The following is an 18,292-nucleotide window of genomic DNA, read 5'->3' on the forward strand; positions in this document are numbered from 1 at the left end:
CCCATGCTTCAGTGGCTAGCTGAGTTCCACCAGTCGTTTCCCGCGTTCAACGTGTTCCGCTACATCACCTTCCGCACCGGCGGGGCGGTGGTGACGGCGCTGCTGTTCGTGTTCATGTTCGGCCCGTCGATGATCTCGACCCTGCGGCTGAAGCAGGGCAAGGGCCAGCCCATCCGCACCGACGGGCCGCAATCCCACCTGCTGACCAAGAAGGGCACGCCGACCATGGGCGGGCTCATGATCCTGTCCGGCATCGTGGTGGCGACGCTGCTGTGGTCGAACCTCGCCAACCCCTATGTCTGGGTGGTGCTGCTGGTCACCCTCGGCTTCGGCATGATCGGCTTCTACGACGACTACCTGAAGGTCACCAAGCAGACCCACAACGGCCTGTCGGGCAAGGCCCGCCTCGCCATCGAGGGGGTGATCGCCGGGGTCGCGGTGGTGGTGGTCATGAACGTGGGCAAGCCCGGCCTCGCCACCTCGGTGTCGTTTCCCTTCTTCAAGGACCTGCTGCTGGACCTGGGCATCTTTTTCGTCATCTTCGGCGGCTTCGTGGTGGTGGCCGCCGGCAATGCGGTGAACCTGACCGACGGGCTCGACGGCCTCGCCATCGTGCCAGTGATGATCGCGGCCGGCACCTTCGGCCTCATCGCCTATCTCTCCGGCAACGTGGTGTTCGCCGACTATCTGCAGATCCACTACGTGGCCGGCGTCGGCGAGCTGGCGGTGATCTGCGGCGCGCTCATGGGCGCCGGCCTGGGCTTCCTGTGGTTCAACGCGCCCCCGGCCCAGGTGTTCATGGGCGACACCGGCTCGCTGGCGCTGGGCGGCCTCATCGGCACGGTGGCGGTGGCCACCAAGCACGAGATCGTGCTGGCGGTGGTGGGCGGCCTGTTCGTGCTGGAGGCGGTGTCAGTGATCGTGCAGGTGGCCTCGTTCAAGCTCACCGGCAAGCGCGTGTTCAAGATGGCGCCCATCCACCACCATTTCGAGCAGCTCGGCTGGACCGAGCCCCAGGTGGTGATCCGCTTCTGGATCATCGCCGTGGTGCTGGCCCTGATCGGCCTCGCCACCCTGAAGCTGCGGTAAGGAGCTATAGTGAGGACATGGGCCCTGCGGACACGCTCCGCCGGGCCCCGCCCTTCGACCGGCGATCGCCCGCGCTTCAGCGGGTCGGGCAGGTGCTGATGCCGAACGGCACATAGGCCGGGCAGAAGCGGAACACGGCGGTGAGCAGCATCAGCAGCCCCCACGCCCCGATGAGCCACGCCCACGCCCCGAGCACCGCCAGGACCGGCAGCGCCGGCGCCAGGAACGGCACCACCAGCAGCACCAGCCCCGCCACGAACCGCAGCACCCGGTCGAGGCCCCCAACATTCGCCGTCATGTCATCCTCCCTCAGCCTGTGGAATTAAACATTCCATGTTTTTAATGTAACCGTGAGTCAAGGCCTCTTTTCCAATCGGCCATTCTGTCGCACGCCGCCATCGCCCGATGTGCGAGAATGCTTCCCTCGCGGCGCGGCGCGGATTAGACGGGGGCGCGACACCGGCCAGCCGGCTTCGATTGCCCCGTCGAGACCATTGCGAGACTTTGCCAGCCATGACTCCCGTCACCGTCTTCAAGGACCAGACCGTCGCCCTTTTCGGGCTCGGCGGCTCCGGGCTTGCCACCGCCGAAGCGCTCAAGGCCGGCGGCGCCCATGTGATCGCCTATGACGACGCGGAGGCCTCGCGCCGCACGGCCGGGGAGGCGGGCATCCTGGTCCAGGACCTCCACGACATCGACTGGGCGCCGGTCCAGGCGCTGGTCCTGGCGCCGGGCGTGCCGCTCACCCATCCCGCGCCGCACTGGTCGGTCGAGCTGGCGCAGCGCGCCGGGGTCGAGGTGATCGGCGACATCGAGCTGTTCTGCCGCGAGCGCCACGCCATCGCCCGCCGCTCACCGTTCATCGCCATCACCGGCACCAACGGCAAGTCCACCACCACCGCCCTCATCACCCACATCCTGCGGGTGGCCGGGCGCGACGTGCAGATGGGCGGCAACATCGGCACCGCCATCCTGTCGCTGTCGCCGCCAAAGATCGGCCGCGTCCATGTGGTGGAGTGCTCGTCCTACCAGATCGACCTTGCCCCCAGCATCGACCCCTCGGTCGCGGTGATGCTGAACGTGACCCCCGATCACCTCGACCGCCACGGCAGCATCGAGAATTACGCGGCCATCAAGGAGCGCCTGGTGTCCGGCGTGGAGGGCGGCGGCTCCGCCGTGGTCGGCGTGGACGACGACTTCTCCGCCGCCATGGCCGACCGCGCCGAGCGGGCCGGCAAGCACGTGGTGCGCCTGTCGATGCGCCGGCCACTCGCCGACGGCATCTGGCGCGACGGTGAGACCCTGGTGGTGTCCGAAGGCGGGGCCGAGCGCTTCCGCCTGAACCTCGGCGGCATCGGCTCCCTGCGCGGCGTGCACAATGCGCAGAACGCCGCCGCCGCCTATGCCGCCGCCCGCGCCGTGGGCGTGGCACCGGAGATCATCGCCGTGGCCATGGCGCGCTTTCCCGGCCTTGCCCACCGCATGGAGCAGGTGGGATCGAAAGGCGCGGTGCTGTTCGTCAACGACAGCAAGGCCACCAATGCCGACGCCGCCGAGCGCGCGCTGGTGAGCTTCGAGGACATCTTCTGGATTGCCGGCGGCAAGCCCAAGGCGGGCGGCATCGCCCCGCTGGCGCCCCATTTCGGGCGGGTGGCCAAGGCCTATCTCATCGGCGAGGCAGCAACCGCGTTCGCCGAAACCCTGGGCGAGGCCGTGCCCCACGCCATCGTCGGCACGCTGGAGGCGGCAGTGGCGGCGGCGGCGCGCGATGCGGAGGCCTCCGGCCGTGCCCATCCGGTGGTGCTGCTCTCCCCGGCCTGCGCCAGCTTTGACCAGTATCCCAATTTCGAGGTCCGGGGCGACGCCTTCTGCGAGCTGGTGAAGGGGGTTCCCGACATCGTCCTGCGCCCGCGCGCCACGCCGCCGGCGGCGCAGAAGGAGCAGCCCCGCTCCGGCCACGGCATGTCGCCCCACGGCGCCCCGCACGGCATGCCGAAAGGCATGGGACACCCGGGCGGGCATCCGGGTGGCGGACATCCCGGTGGGCATCCTGGAATGGGGCACCCCGGCGGGCATCCAGGCGGCGGGCATCCCGGCGGGGTGCCGCGCAAGGGACCGGCGGGCGGGCACTGAGGGCCCCGGCGCAGCGCCATCGCCGCTCCCGAAGGCTCAGGGGCGGCGGGCGGCGCCGTGCAGGAACAGCCTGATGCAGCGGCGGATGTGGCTGCGCTGCGCCTCCGCCTCCGCCTCCGGCCAGTGGACCGCACCGCCGGCCTGCGGCAGGACGGCGCCGAACACCATGTCCATGAGGATGCGCGCCATGGCGGACGCATCGTCCAGCACCAGCCGGCCGTCGGCGGCCGCGGCCGCCAGCCACGCGGCGAGGTCGGCCCGCGCCCGCTCGGCGCCCGCCCGCTCCACAATCTCCGCCAATTCGGGATGCCGCGCGCCCTCGCTCACCACCAGCCGCAGCAGCGCCCGGCGCGCGCGGTCCTCCTCCGGCGAGATGTCGATGCGGAAGATGGCCTCCAGCGCCCTGTCGAGCGGCAGGTGGGCATGGTCGCCGGGCAGCGCCAGCATGCTGTGGCGATGGGCCTCCACCACCGCGGCGAACAGCTCCGCCTTGCCGGGAAAGAAGCGGTACAAGGTGCGCTTGGAGATGCGGCATTCCGCCGCCACCCCGTCCATGGTGGTACCACCGTAACCCGCGCACACGAAAAGGTGATGGGCCCCGGCGACGATGGCGGCGCGCTGCACGGCGTCAGGCGCCGCCTTCGGCCGGCCGGGCCGGCGCAGCCCCGGTGCCGGATTGGAAGCATTCTCAAGGGTGGCCGGCGCCTTGACAGGCCTCGCGCGGCGCATGCATCTCCCCCACATTGACAGCGGCACCCGTCGACAATATGGGTCCTTCAAAGTTTCTTAAATAGTCTCTTCAGTGCGATTTCCTTGCCTCCTTGGTCACGGCCTGAGGGCGGAGGCTTTGATCGACATGTCATCCTGGGTGCCAGGCGCTTTCGGGCGATCCGGCTTCCGGGGGAGCGCGGGAGTGTCGTGCCTGCACGAAGGTGAAAGCCGCGTGAGCCACCGCGTCCATCGACCCCGTTTCCCGCACGCCCTGTTCCCGCGGGCCTTGCGCCTCGGTCGTGCCCGTGCCCGCATCGCCCCTGCGCGTGCCGCCGCGCCGCGCGCGATCAGCGCGCTGGCCCTGGCGGCGCTGCTCGGCGGCTGCGCGGTGGGGCCCGACTATGCCACCCCCGCCTTCGACCTGCCGGCGCGCTGGTCCGACCAGGCGGCGGCGCGGGCGGAGCCGGCAGCCCCGAAGCTCGCGCACTGGTGGGAGCGCCTCAAGGACCCCACCCTCAACGGGCTGGTCGCCACCGCCGTGGACGGCAATCTCGACGTCGCCGCCGCCAAGGCCCGCATCCGCGAGTCGCGCGCCACCTATCGCCAGCAGGTGGGCGGCCTGTTCCCGCAGGTTGACTTCTCCGCCTCCGGCACGCGCGGGCAGAACGGCTCGCGGGTCTCCAGCGGCGGCGACATCACCGTGGGCGGGCTCTACACCCAGTACCAGGCCGGCTTCGACGCCTCCTGGGAACTGGACCTGTTCGGCGCCAACCGCCGTGGCGTGGAGGCCGCCGCCGCCGCCGCCCAGGCGGCCGAGGACGACCTGCGCGGCACGCTGCTGACCCTGGTCGGCGATGTCGCCTCCAACTATGTGGCGGCGCGCGGCTACCAGGCGCGCATCGCCCTGGCCGAGCGCACCGCCGGCGCCCAGCGGGAAACCGCCGCCCTCACCCGCACCAAGCTGGAGGCCGGCGCCGCCAACGCCATGGATGTCGCCAACGCCGCCGGCCTTGCCGCTTCCACCGAAGCCAACATTCCCGGGCTGAAGGCGCAGCTCGCCCAGTCCATCCACCGCCTCGGCGTGCTCACCGGGCAACCGCCGGCCGCCCTCGCCGGCCGGCTCCAGCGCGGCGGCCCCATCCCCAACCCGCGCGCGGCGGTGGCCAAGGGCGTGCCGGCCGACGTGCTGCGCAATCGTCCCGACGTGCGCCAGGCCGAGCGGACCCTGGCCCAGTCCACCGCCCTGGTGGGCCAGGCGGAAGCCGCGCGCTACCCGGCGATCAGTCTCACCGGCAACATCAACACCGCCGGGACCAAAGTGGGTGACCTGGTGCGCGGCTCCACCATCAGCTGGTCCTATGGGCCCACCTTGAGCGTGCCGGTGTTCACCGGCGGCCAGCTCAAGGCGGCGGTGGAGGTGGCGCAGGCCCAGCGCGACCAGTCGTTCGTGGCCTACCATGCCGCCATCCTCACGGCGCTCGAGGATGTGGAAAACGCTGCGGTGGGCCTCAACCAGGAGCGGGTGAAGGCCGGCAAGCTCGGCCAGTCGGCGGCGTCCTACCGCGACGCGGCGCGGCTCGCCCGCGCGCTCTACCAGAGCGGCTCCACCAGCTTCCTGGAAGTGCTGGACGCCGAGCGCTCGCTCTATTCGGCCGAAGACTCCCTGCTGCAGAGCCAGGTCGCCATCGCCACCGACTATGTCGCCCTCAACAAGGCCCTGGGCGGGGGCTGGGATGGCGCCATGGACGTGACCACGCCGGCGGTGGTGGACACCAATGCCGGACCTCACTTTTCCCCTGTTCAACCATGAGCTGCCCGTGCCCCACCGCCCGATGCCGTGCCCGGCCGCGCCGTTGACCGCGCCTTCCCCCTCCCCCGCCGCCAGGAGCCGCAAGTGAGCGCCCTCAAGTCGAGCGCCGCCCGTTCCGGCCAGCGCCGGGTCATCCTCCTCGCTGCCGTGCTCATCGCCGGGCTGCTCGGCCTGTACCTCTACAAGGACGCCCTGTTCGCGCCCGAGCCGGTGAAAATGATGACGGCCCGCGTCGCCATCGGCACGGTGGAAGAGACAGTGCTCGCCACCGGCACGCTGAAGCCGGCCAAGCTGGTGGCCGTGGGCGCGCAGGTGTCCGGCCGCATCACCGCGCTCAAGGTACGGCTCGGCGACACCGTGCGCCAGGGCGACCCGGTGGCCGAGATCGATTCCGTCACCCAGCAGAACGCGCTTCGCACCGCCGAGGCGGCCCTCGCCAACGTGCGCGCCCAGAAGCAGGAGAAGGAGGCGAGCCTGGTGCTGGCCCAGCAGACCCTGGCCCGCCAGAGGAAGCTGATCGCCCAGACCGCCGTATCCCAGGCCGATGTCGAAACCGCCGAGGCCAGCGTCGCCACCACCCGCGCCCAGATCGCCGCCCTCGACGCGCAGATCGCCGAGGCGGTGGTGGCGGTGGACACCGCCCGGGTCAACCTGGGTTATACCCGCATCACCGCCCCCATGGACGGCACCGTGCTCTACATCGTCAGCCAGGAAGGCCAGACGGTGAACGCCGCCCAGACCGCGCCCACCATCATCATCCTGGGCGACCTCGCCAGCATGATGGTGCGGGCGGAAATCTCGGAAGCCGACGTGGTGCGCGTCAAGGCCGGCCAGAAGCTCTATTTCAACATCATCGGCGAGCCCGACCGGCGCTATGAGGCGGTGCTCGAATTCATCGAGCCGGCGCCCGAATCCATCACCAGCGACAGCGCCGTATCCACGTCGTCGTCCAGCACCAGCAAGTCGAGCTCGTCTTCCTCCTCCAGCTCGGCGGCCATCTATTACAACGGCATCTTCTATGTGCCGAACCCTGACGGACGCCTGCGCACCTACATGACGGCGGAGGTCCACATCATCCTCGGCCGCGCCAGGGATGTGCTCACCATCCCCTCCGCCGCCCTCGGGCCGCGCCAGCGCGACGGGCGCTACGCCGTGCAGGTGCTGGACGCCGCCGGACAGGTCACCAGCCGCGCCGTGAGCGTCGGCCTCAACAACAAGACCCTGGCCGAGATCGTCAGCGGCCTGGAGGCCGGGGAAACCGTGGTCACCGGCCAGCTCACCCCCGGCGCGGCGCCCAGCGGCGCCCGGCGCGGCCCGCCGCCGCCGCCCATGGGCCTGTGAGGGAGGCGCCTGTGAGGGAGGAGCTCGCGAGGGATGCCGCCATGGCCACGCCGCTGATCGAACTCACCCAGTTGCGGCGGGAGTATCCCGCCGGCGAGGGCGTGCTCACCGTTCTCAAGGACATCGACCTCACCATTCATGAAGGAGAGATGGTGGCCATCGTCGGCGCCTCCGGCTCCGGCAAGTCCACCCTCATGAACATCCTGGGGTGCCTCTCCCGCCCCACTTCCGGCAGCTACCGCATCGCCGGCCGCGAGACCGCCGACCTGGGGCCGGACGAGCTGGCGGCGCTGCGCCGCGAGCATTTCGGCTTCATCTTCCAGCGCTATCACCTGCTGGGCGAGCTGACGGCGCTGGGCAACGTGGAGATTCCCGCCATCTATGCCGGCTGGACCGCCCAGGACCGCCGCCAGCGGGCACTGGGGCTGCTCGGCCGGCTCGGCATGGGCGACCGCACCGGCCACCGGCCCGGCCAGCTCTCCGGCGGCCAGCAGCAGCGTGTCTCCATCGCCCGCGCGCTCATGAACGGCGCCCAGCTGATCCTGGCGGACGAGCCCACCGGCGCCCTCGACAAAAGCTCCGGCGAAGAGGTGTTGCGCATCCTCGACGAGCTCAACGCCGAGGGCAAGACCATCGTCATCGTCACCCACGACATGAGGGTAGCCGAGCGAGCCGCGCGCATCATCGAATTTTCCGACGGCGCCATCATCTCCGACCGGCGCACCGGCAAGGCCCGCACCCCACCGGCCGCCGCCGCCGACCGGGGCGAGCCGGCGGCCGCCGGCGCCGCCGCCACCCGCTCCTGGCAGGCGCTGGCCCTGCGCTTCCAGGAAGCCTTCCGCATGGCGCTGCTGGCCATGAACGCGCACCGGCTGCGCACCTTCCTCACCATGCTGGGCATCATCATCGGCATCGCCTCGGTGGTGTGCGTGGTGGCGCTGGGCGAGGGCTCGCGCCAGAAAGTGCTCGCCAACATCTCCAGCCTCGGCACCAACACGCTGGAGGTGTTTCCCGGCAAGACCTTCGGCGACGTGCGCTCGGGCAAGATCACCACGCTCGTGGTGCCCGACGCCAAGGCCCTGGCCGACCAGCCCTATGTGGCGGCGGTGACACCCACCGTGTCCACCTCCAAGACGGTGCGGTTCGGGCCGGTGGAGGCCAGCGCCCTCGTCAACGGCGTGGGCGAGCAGTATTTCGCCGCGCGGGGCAGCAAGCTGGCCCAGGGCCGCTTCTTCGACGCCGAGGCGGTGCGCACCTATGCCCAGGATGCGGTGATCGACGAGAATACCCGCAAGACCCTGTTCTCGGACTTCTCCGGCGATCCCATCGGCCAGGTGATCCTGGTGGGCGACGTGCCGTGCCGCGTGGTGGGCATCACCCAGCTGCAGCAGGGGGGCTTCGGCTCCAGCCAGAACCTCGCCGTCTACCTGCCCTACACCACGGTGCAGGCACGCATTCTCGGCACCACGGCGCTGCGCTCCATCACCGTGCGGGTGAACGACGACACCGACACCGCCTTGGCCGAGCAGGCGGTGACGGCCTTCCTCACCCAGCGCCACGGCAAGCAGGACTTCTTCATCCTCAACACCGACGACATCCGCAAGACCATCACCTCCACCACCGAGACGCTGACACTGCTGATCGCCGCCATCGCCCTCATCTCGCTGCTGGTGGGCGGCATCGGGGTGATGAACATCATGCTGGTGTCGGTGTCCGAGCGGGTGGGCGAAATCGGCGTGCGCATGGCGGTGGGCGCGCGGCGCTCCGACATCCTCCAGCAATTCCTCATCGAGGCGGTCTTGGTGTGCCTCATCGGCGGCGTGCTGGGCATCGCCCTGGCGCTGGGGTTCGGCGTGCTGTTCGCCTATGCGGGGTCGAACTTCACCCTGGTCTATTCCACGGCGTCCATCGTGGTGGCGTTCGTCTCCTCCAGCCTGATCGGCGGCCTGTTCGGCTTCCTGCCCGCCCGCAACGCCTCCCTGCTCGACCCGGTGGAAGCGCTCTCGCGCGATTGAAGGGGCCGGTCAACGACGCGAACCGGGCTTGATGAAGGAGATTTTAGTGTACACTTCAGATCGGCAGAGCGTCATATTCCTTCCGGAAAATGGCTGGAATGACGCGTTTAAGCAGAATTTTTTTCAAATTCATTAGCATCCATTTTCATACGGAAGCCATGATATCATTTTAATAAAATATAATACTCATGATATAATTTATATATTTCTAATTAAATGAAAATAAATTATAATGAAACATTAAATACCATAATATTTAATTCTTATACGCCGAATTTATTTTTACGGACCAGATCTTACGCGGATTTATACGTACAAATATTATGGCGAGACCCGACATGTTGCCATGGTCATGGTCGATGAGGAATGCTTCGTCGTAGTCTACACGATGCGAAGCCAAGCGCTTCGCCTCATCAGTGCATGGAAAGGAGGCCGCGATGAGCGCGCCGATTATGAAGCGGGCCTCGCTCGAGGAGATCCGCAGGATGAAGCAGGCGAATGAGCTGTTTCACAATCCCGACGCCCGCGAGGGCGAAAGCCTCGGCGCGGATTTCTGGGCAAAGGCCGACATTCAGGCGCCGGCCAAGCGCCGTTCCGTCCATCTGAAACTCGATCCCGAGGTCTTTGACTTCTTCTTCGAACAAAGTCACGGCAAGGGTCACCTGACGCGCATGCAGAATGTCCTGAAAGCCTATGTGAGGGCCCACAAGCCGGCCTGATCGGGGCCCTGCCCTCAGCCGCCGTCCGGCCCCGGCGCCCCGGCGTGGCCGGCTTCCCAGCCCAATATGGCGCGCTTGCGGGTGAGGCCCCAGTGGTAGCCGGTGAGGTCGCCGCTCTTGCCCAGCACCCGGTGGCACGGCACCACGAACGAGATGGGGTTCTTGCCCACTGCCGCGCCCACCGCCCGCGCCGCCCTGGGCTTGCCCACATGGGCGGCGATGGACGAATAGGTGGTGGCCCGGCCCATGGGGATGCGCAGCAGCGTCTCCCACACCCTGATCTCGAAATCGGTGCCGATGAAGACGATGCGCAACGGCTGGTCGCCCCGCCAGGACGCGGGATCGAAGATGCGCGCCACCAGCGGCGCCGTGGCGGCGGCGTCCTCCACATAAGCGGCGTTGGGCCAGCGCGCGCTCATGTCGGCGAACGCCGCCGCGTCCTCCCCCGCCTCGGCGAAGGCGAGGCCGCACAGGCCGCGCGCCGTGGACATGGCCAGCGCCCGTCCGAACGGCGAGGGATGAAACCCGTAGCGGATCACCAGACCCGCGCCGCCGGTCTTCCACTCCCCCGGCGACATGGCCTCGTGCACCACGAACAGGTCGTGCAGCCGGCCGGGCCCGGACAGGCCCAGCTCGAAGGCGGCGTCGAGCACGTTCGGGCATTCGGCCAGGATGCGCCGGGCGCGGTCCAGGGTCACCGCCTGCAGGAAGGCCTTGGGCGTCAGCCCGCACCAGCGGCGGAACAGCTCGGTCAGCGCGCGCGCGGTGACGCCGGCGGCGGCGGCGATCTCCTCCACCTCGGGCTGGCGGCGCGCCTGCTGCGAGATATGGGCCACGGCGCGGCGAACCACGTCATAGTCGCGGGCGGCGATCTCCAGAGGGGTGGCGGGCATCGCGATCATGGGACCTGAAGCGGGAGGTCTGCGCAGGACGGGAACATCGAGCACCGGCACGGGGGTGTCTCCATCACGGGGAACGTGCCGCATTTCAGCAGGCCGGGAAAGCCCGGCCCACCCGATTTCGCCGGCCCAGAACTCTGGCGGGGGAGGTCCGGCGCGGCGGCCGGTGCCGCCTCCGCCCGCCCGCTCCCAGGGCTGGACGCCGTGGGCGCGTCGTGCGCATCAGCTCGCCGGCTTGCCCGAGGCCAGGGCACCGAAGCGTTCGGCGAAAACCAGGTCTTCCAGCGGCAGGCGCTTGCGCCAGCCGGCCCGCTCCAGGTCGGGCGTGGCCTGGAACTGCTCCACGTAGCCCATGCATAGCAGGGCGATGGGGACGATGGGGTCGGGAATGCCGAGGATGGCCTTGAGGTCGGCCAGCGCGAGGATGGAAACCCAGCCCACGCCCAGGTTCTCCGCCCGCGCCGCCAGCCAGATGTTCTGCACCGCGCAGACGGTGGAATAGATGTCCATCTCGCTCTGGTGGGTCCGTCCCAGCACCACCGGCCCGGCGCGGTCGCGCTCGCAGGTCACGCACAGCAGCAGCGGCGCTTCCGTGAGGCCTTCCAGCTTCAAGGTGCGGTAGAGCTGCGCCCGCTCCGGCTCGAACAGCGCCGCCGCCTCCCCATTGGCGCGGGTGAAGGCGCCGTGCAGGGCGGACTTGGTGGCGGGATCGCGGATGACAATGAAGTTCCAGGGCTGGAGAAACCCCACCGAGGGCGCCGCATGGCCGGCGGCGAGCACCCGGCCCAGCACGTCGTCCGGCACCGGATCGGGCCGGAAATCGCGCCGCACGTCCCGCCGCTGCGCGATACAGCGGTAGATGGCGGCTCGCTCGGCGCAGGAGAAGCCGTCCGGGTGGCGCGGATCGTCCTGCGGCCCGTCGTCATGGTCCAGATCATGCCGTTCCATGTCGCTCCCTCCCGCTTTTCTATTTTCCAGCCATTCGGCGTCCATTCGCCACGTCGGTCAAGGCCATGATGGCGCCTTCACGGCCTGTTGCCCGGGGGCGGGCCGATGAGGCGTTCGACGGCCTCGCGCCACAGGCCGATGCGGCGCCGCCGTTCGGAGGGTTCCATGCGCGGCTCGAACCGCCGATCGCGGCGCCAGCTGGCGGCGAAGGCCTCCGGCGGCGGAAAGAACCCGTTCGCGAGACCAGCCAGATAGGCGGCGCCGAGAACGCTCGCCTCGCGCTGGTGCGGCCGGTCCACCGGCGCGCCGATCAGGTCGGCCAGGCGCTGCAGGGTGAAGTCGGAGGCGGTCATGCCGCCGTCCACGCGCAGCACCGTGTCGCGGCCGCCGGTGTCGGCCCAGTCGGCGTGCATGGCCTCCATCAGGTCCAGGGTCTGGAAGCACACGCTCTCCAGGGCCGCCCGCGACAGCTCCGCCGGGGTGGTGCCACGGGTGAGGCCGAACAGGGCGCCGCGCGCCTCGGGCCGCCAATAGGGCGCGCCGAGGCCGACGAAGGCCGGCACCAGGATCACATCCTGTGCGTCGTCGGCGAGGGCGGCGAGGCGGTCGCCATCGGCGGCGCTGGCGATCACCTTCAGCCCGTCGCGCAGCCACTGCACCGCCGCCCCGGCAATGAAGATGGCGCCTTCCAGGGCGTAGGTGCGCCGGCCATCGAGCTGGTAGGCGATGGTGGTCAGGAGCCGGTGGCGCGAGGCCACCGGAACCGGCCCGGTGTTGAGCAGGGCGAAGCAGCCGGTGCCATAAGTGGATTTCATCATGCCCGGGGCGAAGCAGGCCTGGCCGACCATGGCCGCCTGCTGGTCGCCCGCCACGCCGCGAATGGGAATGGCGGCGCCGAACAGCGCCGGATCGGTGGCGCCGAAATCGGCGGCGCAGTCCATGACCCGGGGCAACAGCGCTTCCGGCACCTGGAACAGGGCCAGCATGTCCGCATCCCAGCGACCGGCATGGATGTCGAACAGCAGGGTGCGGGCGGCGTTGGTGGCGTCGGTGGCGTGCACCCGGCCGCCGGTCAGGTGCCAGAGCAGGAACGAATCCACCGTGCCGAAGGCCAGCTCGCCCCGTTCCGCCCGCGCCCGGGCGCCCGGAACGGCATCGAGGATGAAGGCGATCTTGGTGGCGGAGAAATAGGGGTCGATGACGAGGCCGGTGGTGGCGCTCACCTTCGGCCCGTGTCCCTGCGCGATGAGCCGGGCGCACGCCTCCGCCGTGCGCCGGTCCTGCCAGACGATGGCGCGATGAATGGGCCGGCCGGTGGCGCGGTCCCACACCAGGGTGGTCTCGCGCTGGTTGGTGATGCCGATGGCCGCCACGTCCGCGGCGCCCGCGCCGGCCTCGGCAAGGACGGCGCGGGCGCACTCAAGGGTCGTGCGCCAGATGTCTTCGGGCTCCTGCTCCACCAGACCCGGGGCGGGGAAATGCTGGGGCAGCTCCTGCCGGGCCTGGGCGGCGATGGAGGTGTCGGGCCGCACCAGCACCGCGCGCGACGAGGTCGTGCCCTGGTCCAGGGCGAGAATCATGGACGTCATCGGTCCTCTCTTGTCCGGCCGCCGCCGGCCGGTTCCACGACGGCCCGGGCGATGGCCGGCACCGGGAACGCATCGGGCCGCGCGCCGGCGCGCGGCATCATCCCCGCCGGGCCACGCGCAGCGCCATGTAGGTGGCGAGCGCGGCCTGGTCCTCAAGCCCCAGGCGCAGGCCCAGCTTGGTGCGGCGCCACAGCACGTCGTCGGCGGTGTGGGCCCATTCCGTGTCCATCAGGTAGTCCACCTCCCGCTGGCACAGGTGGGTGCCGAACCAGGGGCCGAGGTCGTCCTCGCCCCTGACCCCGTCCAGCAGGCGATAGGCGCGGGTGCCGTAGGCGCGGGCCAGCCGGCGCAGCAGCGCCGGGTCCAGCTCGGGAAAGGCGCGCCGCATCTGCGCCACCAGCGTGTCGAAGCCCTGGCGGGGGAAGTCGCCGCCCGGCAGCGGGGCGGAGCCGGTCCAGGGGCCGCCGGTCGGCGACAGGTGGGGCGCGAGCCGGGCCAGCGCCGCCTCGGCCAGCCGGCGATGGGTGGTGATCTTGCCGCCCAGGACGGTGAGCAGCGGCGCGGTGCCCCCGGCGGCGTCGAGGGTCAGCACATAGTCCCGGGTGGCGTCCTGCGCCCTGGCGGCGCCGTCGTCGTGGAGCGCCCGCACCCCCGAGTAGCTCCACACCACGTCTGCCGGCTTCACCGGCGCCGCGAAATAGGCGCTGGCGGCGGCGCAGAGATAGAAAACGTCCTGCGGCGGCGGCGCCACGTCGTCGGGGTGCCCGGCGTAATCGCGATCGGTCGTGCCGATCAGGGTGAAATCCCCCTCGAACGGCAGCGCGAACACCATCCGCCCGTCGCTGTTCTGAAAGATGTAGCCGCCCGGATGACGGAACAGCCCGCGCACCACGATGTGGCTGCCCTGGACCAGCCGCACGCCGGCCGGGGCGGCCACGCCCGCCGCCCCATCCACCTGCGCGGCCCAGGGGCCGGCGGCGTTCACCAGGACCCGCGCGCGGACCTCGCGCGGGTGGCCGTCGTGGGAGATCTGGATGACCCACAGGCCATCGGCCCGCCGCGCGCCGGTGACCGGCGTGCGCGGATGGATGCGGGCGCCGCGCTCGGCGGCGTCGCGGGCGGTGAGCACCACCAGCCGCGCGTCTTCCACCCAGCAGTCGGAATATTCGAAGCCGCGCGTGAAGCCGGGCTTGAGCGGGGCGCCCGCCGGATCGCGCCGCAGGTCCAGGGTGCGGGTGCCGGGCAGGCGCTGGCGCCCGCCCAGATGGTCATAGACCCACAGGCCGAGCCGCAGCATCCAGGCCGGCCTCAGGCCCGGGTGGTGGGGCAGCACGAAACGCAACGGCCAGACGATATGGGGAGCGATGCCCCACAGCACCTCGCGTTCCGCCAGCGCTTCCCGCACCAGGCGAAAGGCGCCGTGCTCCAGATAGCGCAGCCCGCCATGGATGAGCTTGGTGGACGCCGACGAGGTGCCGCCGGCGAGGTCTCCCTTGTCGAACACGATCACCGAAAGACCACGCCCGGCGGCGTCGCGGGCGATGGCGGCGCCGTTCACCCCGGCGCCGACGATGGCCAGATCGAAGATCGCAGCCTCATCGTCGATCTGCGGCGTTCCGGTCATTCCACCTGCTCCCGCCCGGCGGCCCGGTTCTCAGCCGGAGAGTCGATCCCGCGGAGAATCGGCGGCCCGCCGTCCCGACCATGGCGGCTCCGCCGGCCGCGTCAACTGCAATCACGGCGGGCCTCTCTCTCTTGCGGCGCAGCATGAGCGGGGGCTGGCAAAAGCCGGTGAATGCCTTGCGCAAGCGAAGCCGGCGGGCCAGCATGGCGGCAACGAGAGACCCGCGCCAAGCGGGCTCCGGTTCGAGGAAACGGGTCCGCAGCGGACCCGCGCAAGGAGCTTGTCCACATATGAGCCTGACCCGTCGCACCCTGTTGCAGGCGAGCGCCGCCACCGCTTTGGCGGGGGGCGTCTTCGCCCCGTTCGTGGCGCGCGCCCAAGGGCCCGAGTTTTCCTACAAATACGCCAACAACCTGCCCGTCACCCACCCCATGAACGTGCGCGCCGGCGAGATGGCCGAGGCCATCCGCAAGGACACTGGCGGGCGGGTCGAAATCAACATCTTCCCCTCCAGCCAGCTCGGCGGCGACACCGACATGCTGAGCCAGCTGCGCTCGGGGGGCATCGAGTTCTTCACCCTGTCGCCGCTGATCCTGTCCACCCTGGTGCCGAACGCCTCCGTCAGCGGCATCGGCTTCGCCTTCCCGGATTATCCGGCGGTGTGGAAGGCCATGGACGGCAAGCTCGGCGAATATGTGCGCGGGCAGATCGCCAAGGCCGGCATCATCGCCATGGACAAGATCTGGGACAACGGCTTCCGCCAGATCACCACCTCCACCAAGCCGATCGAGACCGCCGCCGACCTCAAGGGGTTGAAGATCCGCGTGCCGGTTTCGCCGCTGTGGACCTCCATGTTCAAGGCGTTCGGCTCCGCCCCGGCGAGCCTCAACTTCGCCGAGGTCTACACCGCGCTGCAGACCGGTACCGTGGATGCCCAGGAAAATCCCCTGGCCATCATCTCCACGGCCAAGCTGTACGAAGTGCAGAAATATTGCTCGCTCACCAACCACATGTGGGACGGCTTCTGGTTCCTGGCCAACCGCCGCGCCTTCCAGGCCCTGCCGGAGGACCTGCGCACCATCGTCGCCGGCCACATCAACGCCGCCGGCCTGAAGGAGCGCGAGGACGTGGCGGCCCTGAACGCGCAGCTGCAGAAGGACCTGACCGCCAAGGGCCTCGCCTTCAACCCCACCACGCCGGACAGCTTCCGCGCCGAGCTCAACAAGGCCGGCTTCTACGCCGAGTGGAAGGGCAAGTATGGCGACGAGGCGTGGTCGATCCTGGAGAGCTACACCGGCAAGCTGGCCTGAGCGCCGGACCCGGGGAGATGGGCGGCGGGCGGGAGCGCCGGCCGCCGCCCGGCACGCGATGCCCGCCCTCTTGCGCGCCCTTCGGTTCACGCGCCGCGTCCGGGCCAGCCTGGACACGGCTTCTCCCTGGACGCGCCTTCCCGACACGAACCGGCGGCCACATTGCCGAAAACGCCTTGCACCGGCGGTCCCGGCCTTTGACCGGCGCCCGGCGGGTTCGCTCGGACGCCGCGCGGGCCTTAGCGCCGCGCGGCCCCGGGTGTCACGAGCGATAGGCGCGCGTCACCATGGCCAGGCCGGCGGAGGCGCCCGTCCCGAAGTTCCCGGTCAGCAGGGCGAGCGCCGCCCCGGCGCCGGACATGACCTGAGGGGCGGCCTTGGCCGCGGCGGGAATCCGGATTTCGAGAGCGCCGCTCGCCGCCAGTTCGATCCGGAACGAGAATTCTTCCGCCGGAAACAGGTCGCGGTACTTGGCGATGGTCGCCGCCAGTTCCTTGTGAAAGGTGCTCTGCACCGTGGTGCCGTTGGCGGGATCGGCATCGCGTCGCGCCGGATCGACCTTCACCCGACCCGTGCGCGCCTGTTCGGCCTGCGCCAGGTCCGCCCGGTAGAAGGCGTTGAGGGACTGCCGCAGGTCCTCATTGTAGCGGAACAGGTTCACGACCTGGTTGGTGATGCCGATCTGGCCCCGGAACACCTTGGCGTGCCGGACGGCGATGGCCCTGGCGTTGGTGATGGCCCTTTCCTGCGGCGTCTCGACGAACCTCACCACCCGCACCTATGTGGAAATCGCAACCAGGGTCCGCCCCGACCTGCCTGATGATCCGATTTGACGAGGGGTCCCGATGACGTGTCCGGTCCGCGCCTGACCTTGCGCGGAACGCGGCCGTTCCAGCCGGAGTCCCGGCCCGGCACGCGGGACGCGAGGAACCCGGGGCGCACCGCTGCTGTTGCCGCCAGCGGGCGGGCGGGCTACCACCTGTTCATGGACCAGTTCGTTCGCCTCCTGATGCGCATGTCCCTCTGGGTGCGACGGCCGCCGTCGCGCATGCAGATCCTGATCATGGCGGCGGTGGTCGCCCTGGCTGCGGCCTGCTTCGCCATCGAGGCGATCTGGGGCTGGCCATCCTGGCTGACGGCGAACCAGGCGCCGCGCAATCTGGGGTTCCGCCCGCTGTGACGGGCCGGCGCGCCTTTGCCGGCGGCCACCCTCCCTTGTCGCCCTCCCCTTGCCTTTCGCGCCGGCCTCCTGTAACCAACGCGCCTTCGGACCGGCCGGCGAAAAAGGGCTGCCGCGACGGTTCGTCTCGCTCAACAGCAACAAGAGGCTGAGCGTCCCCGCCCGCAAGGCGCGAGAGGTCGCGGCCACGGAGAGCCAAATGCCCAAGATGAAGACCAAGTCGGGAGCCAAGAAGCGCTTCCGCCTCACGGGTACTGGAAAGGTCATCGCCGCCCAGGCCGGCAAGCGCCACGGCATGATCAAGCGCACCAACAACCAGATCCGCAACCTGCGCGGCACCACCATCCTGAGCGAAAGTGACGGGCGGGTCATCCGCAAGCACTTCCTGCCTAACGGCTGACGCCCCAAGCGATCTGAAGGAGCAATTCCATGGCCCGCGTGAAACGTGGCGTTACCGCCCACGCCAAGCACAAGAAGGTCTACAAAGCCGCCAAGGGCTTTTACGGCCGTCGCAAGAATACCATCCGCGCCGCGAAGTCCGCCGTCGAGCGGTCGATGCAGTATGCGTATCGCGACCGCAAGGTGAAGAAGCGGAATTTCCGCGCCTTGTGGATCCAGCGCATCAATGCCGGCGTGCGCGCGCTCGATCTCGACCTCACCTATTCGCGATTTATCGATGGTCTCGGCAAGGCCGGGATCGAGGTCGATCGCAAGGTGCTCTCGGATATCGCCATCCATGAGCCCGAGGCGTTCAAGGCCCTGGTGGAGCAGGCCAAGGCCGCCCTGGCCTGACCCTTCCGCCTTCCGAGACCTTAAAGAGAAGCCCCGGCGGTTCACCGTGCGGGGCTTTTCCGCTTGTGGCCTCCCCCTCTATAAGCGGCGCGACCCTCGCCCGACCCGGCCGGCGACCCCAATGTCCCGGCC

17 protein-coding genes are annotated in these 18,292 nt (G+C 69.7%); 10 read left to right on the forward strand and 7 right to left on the reverse strand.

The genetic code is table 11. The annotated features are described in order from the left end of the window. Positions 1-3 precede the first annotated feature (3 nt). The gene (gene mraY / locus V5F53_RS15650) at positions 4-1,089 is read left to right on the forward strand and encodes a phospho-N-acetylmuramoyl-pentapeptide-transferase (protein ID WP_393994937.1); all 1,086 of its coding nucleotides are present in this window, start codon (positions 4-6) and stop codon (positions 1,087-1,089) included. A gap of 76 nt (positions 1,090-1,165) precedes the next feature. Here mraY and V5F53_RS15655 read toward each other — a convergent pair whose 3' ends face one another. Further along, positions 1,166-1,387 carry a YgaP family membrane protein gene (locus V5F53_RS15655; RefSeq protein WP_393994936.1) on the reverse strand — a complete coding sequence of 74 codons (222 nt, stop codon included), beginning with the start codon at positions 1,385-1,387 and terminating at the stop codon, positions 1,166-1,168. 215 nt (positions 1,388-1,602) lie between these two features. On the opposite strand from V5F53_RS15655, the gene murD reads away from it, so the two are divergent. Beyond that, entirely contained in the window at positions 1,603-3,222 is a 1,620-nt protein-coding gene (murD, locus tag V5F53_RS15660) for a UDP-N-acetylmuramoyl-L-alanine--D-glutamate ligase (protein ID WP_393994935.1), read from the forward strand. Positions 3,223-3,258: 36 nt separating this feature from the next. Here murD and V5F53_RS15665 read toward each other — a convergent pair whose 3' ends face one another. Continuing rightward, the gene (locus tag V5F53_RS15665) at positions 3,259-3,951 is read right to left on the reverse strand and encodes a TetR/AcrR family transcriptional regulator (protein WP_393994934.1); all 693 of its coding nucleotides are present in this window, start codon (positions 3,949-3,951) and stop codon (positions 3,259-3,261) included. A 295-nt stretch (positions 3,952-4,246) separates the two neighbouring features. Here V5F53_RS15665 and V5F53_RS15670 point away from each other — a divergent pair, with 295 nt between their 5' ends. From V5F53_RS15670 to V5F53_RS15685, 4 genes are all read left to right on the forward strand, one after another. After that, the gene (locus V5F53_RS15670; RefSeq protein WP_393995403.1) at positions 4,247-5,743 is read left to right on the forward strand and encodes an efflux transporter outer membrane subunit; all 1,497 of its coding nucleotides are present in this window, start codon (positions 4,247-4,249) and stop codon (positions 5,741-5,743) included. Between the two features lie 84 nt (positions 5,744-5,827). Then, positions 5,828-7,084: an efflux RND transporter periplasmic adaptor subunit gene (locus tag V5F53_RS15675; RefSeq protein ID WP_393994933.1), complete on the forward strand. Its 1,257-nt coding sequence runs from the start codon at positions 5,828-5,830 to the stop codon at positions 7,082-7,084. 41 nt (positions 7,085-7,125) lie between these two features. Continuing rightward, complete coding sequence (locus V5F53_RS15680; protein WP_393994932.1) at positions 7,126-9,099, forward strand: MacB family efflux pump subunit; 1,974 nt, start codon at positions 7,126-7,128, stop codon at positions 9,097-9,099. 437 nt (positions 9,100-9,536) lie between these two features. Then, the gene (locus tag V5F53_RS15685) at positions 9,537-9,818 is read left to right on the forward strand and encodes a BrnA antitoxin family protein (RefSeq protein ID WP_509212451.1); all 282 of its coding nucleotides are present in this window, start codon (positions 9,537-9,539) and stop codon (positions 9,816-9,818) included. A 14-nt stretch (positions 9,819-9,832) separates the two neighbouring features. Here V5F53_RS15685 and V5F53_RS15690 read toward each other — a convergent pair whose 3' ends face one another. From V5F53_RS15690 to V5F53_RS15705, 4 genes are all read right to left on the reverse strand, one after another. Continuing rightward, entirely contained in the window at positions 9,833-10,711 is an 879-nt protein-coding gene (locus V5F53_RS15690) for a methylated-DNA--[protein]-cysteine S-methyltransferase (protein ID WP_509212453.1), read from the reverse strand. A 228-nt stretch (positions 10,712-10,939) separates the two neighbouring features. After that, positions 10,940-11,665, reverse strand: coding sequence for a 5,6-dimethylbenzimidazole synthase (bluB, locus tag V5F53_RS15695; RefSeq protein WP_393994929.1), 726 nt, complete (start codon positions 11,663-11,665; stop codon positions 10,940-10,942). A gap of 77 nt (positions 11,666-11,742) precedes the next feature. Beyond that, entirely contained in the window at positions 11,743-13,254 is a 1,512-nt protein-coding gene (gene glpK / locus V5F53_RS15700; protein ID WP_393994928.1) for a glycerol kinase GlpK, read from the reverse strand. A 97-nt stretch (positions 13,255-13,351) separates the two neighbouring features. Further along, positions 13,352-14,878, reverse strand: a complete 1,527-nt coding sequence (locus tag V5F53_RS15705) for a glycerol-3-phosphate dehydrogenase (protein ID WP_393994927.1) — start codon at positions 14,876-14,878, stop codon at positions 13,352-13,354. A gap of 290 nt (positions 14,879-15,168) precedes the next feature. Here V5F53_RS15705 and V5F53_RS15710 point away from each other — a divergent pair, with 290 nt between their 5' ends. Next, the gene (locus V5F53_RS15710) at positions 15,169-16,188 is read left to right on the forward strand and encodes a TRAP transporter substrate-binding protein (RefSeq protein ID WP_393994926.1); all 1,020 of its coding nucleotides are present in this window, start codon (positions 15,169-15,171) and stop codon (positions 16,186-16,188) included. Between the two features lie 262 nt (positions 16,189-16,450). On the opposite strand, the gene V5F53_RS15715 is transcribed toward V5F53_RS15710, so the two are convergent. Continuing rightward, positions 16,451-16,957: a hypothetical protein gene (locus tag V5F53_RS15715; RefSeq protein ID WP_393994925.1), complete on the reverse strand. Its 507-nt coding sequence runs from the start codon at positions 16,955-16,957 to the stop codon at positions 16,451-16,453. 60 nt (positions 16,958-17,017) lie between these two features. Here V5F53_RS15715 and V5F53_RS15720 point away from each other — a divergent pair, with 60 nt between their 5' ends. The 3 genes from V5F53_RS15720 to rplT all read left to right on the forward strand — a co-directional run bounded on the left by V5F53_RS15720 (position 17,018) and on the right by rplT (position 18,160). Next, positions 17,018-17,368 (forward strand): hypothetical protein, encoded by a 351-nt coding sequence (locus V5F53_RS15720; protein ID WP_509212455.1) that lies wholly within the window; start codon positions 17,018-17,020, stop codon positions 17,366-17,368. 199 nt (positions 17,369-17,567) lie between these two features. Then, positions 17,568-17,768 carry a 50S ribosomal protein L35 gene (rpmI, locus tag V5F53_RS15725; RefSeq protein WP_237346208.1) on the forward strand — a complete coding sequence of 67 codons (201 nt, stop codon included), beginning with the start codon at positions 17,568-17,570 and terminating at the stop codon, positions 17,766-17,768. Between the two features lie 29 nt (positions 17,769-17,797). Further along, positions 17,798-18,160 carry a 50S ribosomal protein L20 gene (gene rplT / locus V5F53_RS15730; RefSeq protein ID WP_393994923.1) on the forward strand — a complete coding sequence of 121 codons (363 nt, stop codon included), beginning with the start codon at positions 17,798-17,800 and terminating at the stop codon, positions 18,158-18,160. Positions 18,161-18,292: the final 132 nt, after the last annotated feature.

Origin of the sequence: Xanthobacter cornucopiae, from assembly GCF_043195065.2 — a bacterium.
Classification (GTDB): domain Bacteria; phylum Pseudomonadota; class Alphaproteobacteria; order Rhizobiales; family Xanthobacteraceae; genus Xanthobacter.

Excerpts from the sequence above, each read along its gene's own strand:
- rpmI (WP_237346208.1), top strand. The coding sequence starts at position 17,568 with ATGCCCAAGATGAAGACCAAGTCGGGAGCCAAGAAGCGCTTCCGCCTC.
- mraY (WP_393994937.1), top strand. The coding sequence starts at position 4 with ATGCTTCAGTGGCTAGCTGAGTTCCACCAGTCGTTTCCCGCGTTCAAC.
- V5F53_RS15690 (WP_509212453.1), bottom strand. The coding sequence starts at position 10,711 with ATGCCCGCCACCCCTCTGGAGATCGCCGCCCGCGACTATGACGTGGTT.
- V5F53_RS15685 (WP_509212451.1), top strand. The coding sequence starts at position 9,537 with ATGAGCGCGCCGATTATGAAGCGGGCCTCGCTCGAGGAGATCCGCAGG.
- V5F53_RS15665 (WP_393994934.1), bottom strand. The coding sequence starts at position 3,951 with ATGCGCCGCGCGAGGCCTGTCAAGGCGCCGGCCACCCTTGAGAATGCT.
- V5F53_RS15680 (WP_393994932.1), top strand. The coding sequence starts at position 7,126 with ATGGCCACGCCGCTGATCGAACTCACCCAGTTGCGGCGGGAGTATCCC.
- murD (WP_393994935.1), top strand. The coding sequence starts at position 1,603 with ATGACTCCCGTCACCGTCTTCAAGGACCAGACCGTCGCCCTTTTCGGG.
- bluB (WP_393994929.1), bottom strand. The coding sequence starts at position 11,665 with ATGGAACGGCATGATCTGGACCATGACGACGGGCCGCAGGACGATCCG.
- V5F53_RS15710 (WP_393994926.1), top strand. The coding sequence starts at position 15,169 with ATGAGCCTGACCCGTCGCACCCTGTTGCAGGCGAGCGCCGCCACCGCT.
- rplT (WP_393994923.1), top strand. The coding sequence starts at position 17,798 with ATGGCCCGCGTGAAACGTGGCGTTACCGCCCACGCCAAGCACAAGAAG.
- V5F53_RS15705 (WP_393994927.1), bottom strand. The coding sequence starts at position 14,878 with ATGACCGGAACGCCGCAGATCGACGATGAGGCTGCGATCTTCGATCTG.
- V5F53_RS15655 (WP_393994936.1), bottom strand. The coding sequence starts at position 1,387 with ATGACGGCGAATGTTGGGGGCCTCGACCGGGTGCTGCGGTTCGTGGCG.
- glpK (WP_393994928.1), bottom strand. The coding sequence starts at position 13,254 with ATGACGTCCATGATTCTCGCCCTGGACCAGGGCACGACCTCGTCGCGC.